We start from the raw sequence: 915 nt of genomic DNA, 5'->3' as shown, positions 1-915 counted from the left end.
TCTAATTTACCTAATATACCTCATAATGGTCAATGGAAGCATCAAAGTACTAATAAATTAGTAGGACAAAGTAATATTTTTCTTAAAAATTATGATGGTACTTTAAGTGGTACATATATTTGGTCTGAACCCATAAAAGTTAAAGCAACAATAAAGTATTTAAATAAAGAAACTAAACTTCCTATTTATGAAGACATTATTACAAAAAAAACTAAAGAAGATGACTCTGTGGAATTTGATATTTCAAAACCACTAAAAGATAATATTGACGAATTGATTTCTGAAAATATCTTAAATTTAAATTATGAAGGCTATCAATCAATAACCTCAAATGATTATGTTGTACGTAATAATGACGGTAGTGAAATAAAACCAAGTGAAACACCTACTGATGATTTCACGTTAATTTTTTATTATACAGGATCTATTTATATTAAAGAAGCTCCTAATATTTCATTCGGGGAAGTAACGCGTAATTTAATAGGTAATACATCTGTAAGTCCAGTCAAAAATTTAAGTTCTAGTGAATTAGTATTAATAAATACCTCTAATCAAAATGAATGGAAATTAACTGCTAATCTGCCAAACGGGATATATAATCAATCTAATGATATGGTCAAGTTACAAAGTAATTTAATTTTAAAAAGACCTGACAATTCAGGAAATATTGTATTAAATGACCAACCTAATGTTATAGCTAATAATGATCAGTTATCTGTAGATCCAGTAGGGAAAATTAATTTGGAATCTTCTCTACAGTTAAATGTTTTTAGTAAAAATGACACAGGTAACTATACTGGCACTATAGTGTGGTCTATTGATAGGACCCCTTAAAATAAGTAATGTGTTGAAAATTTTAGTGAATAATTTTTTTATATAATAAGCATAGTGAATGTTCCATAATCATGAAATAAT

General features: G+C 26.7%; 1 protein-coding gene. It reads left to right on the top strand.

The window, feature by feature from the left end; all coding sequences use genetic code 11:
• Positions 1–834 (top strand): hypothetical protein (locus tag DW196_RS11440; protein WP_158563580.1); only part of this gene is annotated, 834 nt, incomplete at its 5' end.
• Positions 835–915 lie beyond the last annotated feature (81 nt).

The organism is Vagococcus sp. AM17-17 (assembly GCF_003471765.1).
GTDB lineage: Bacteria > Bacillota > Bacilli > Lactobacillales > Vagococcaceae > Vagococcus > Vagococcus teuberi.
Note: the sequence above shows the minus strand (reverse complement) of the source record. Positions and strands in the feature narration are given on the sequence as shown.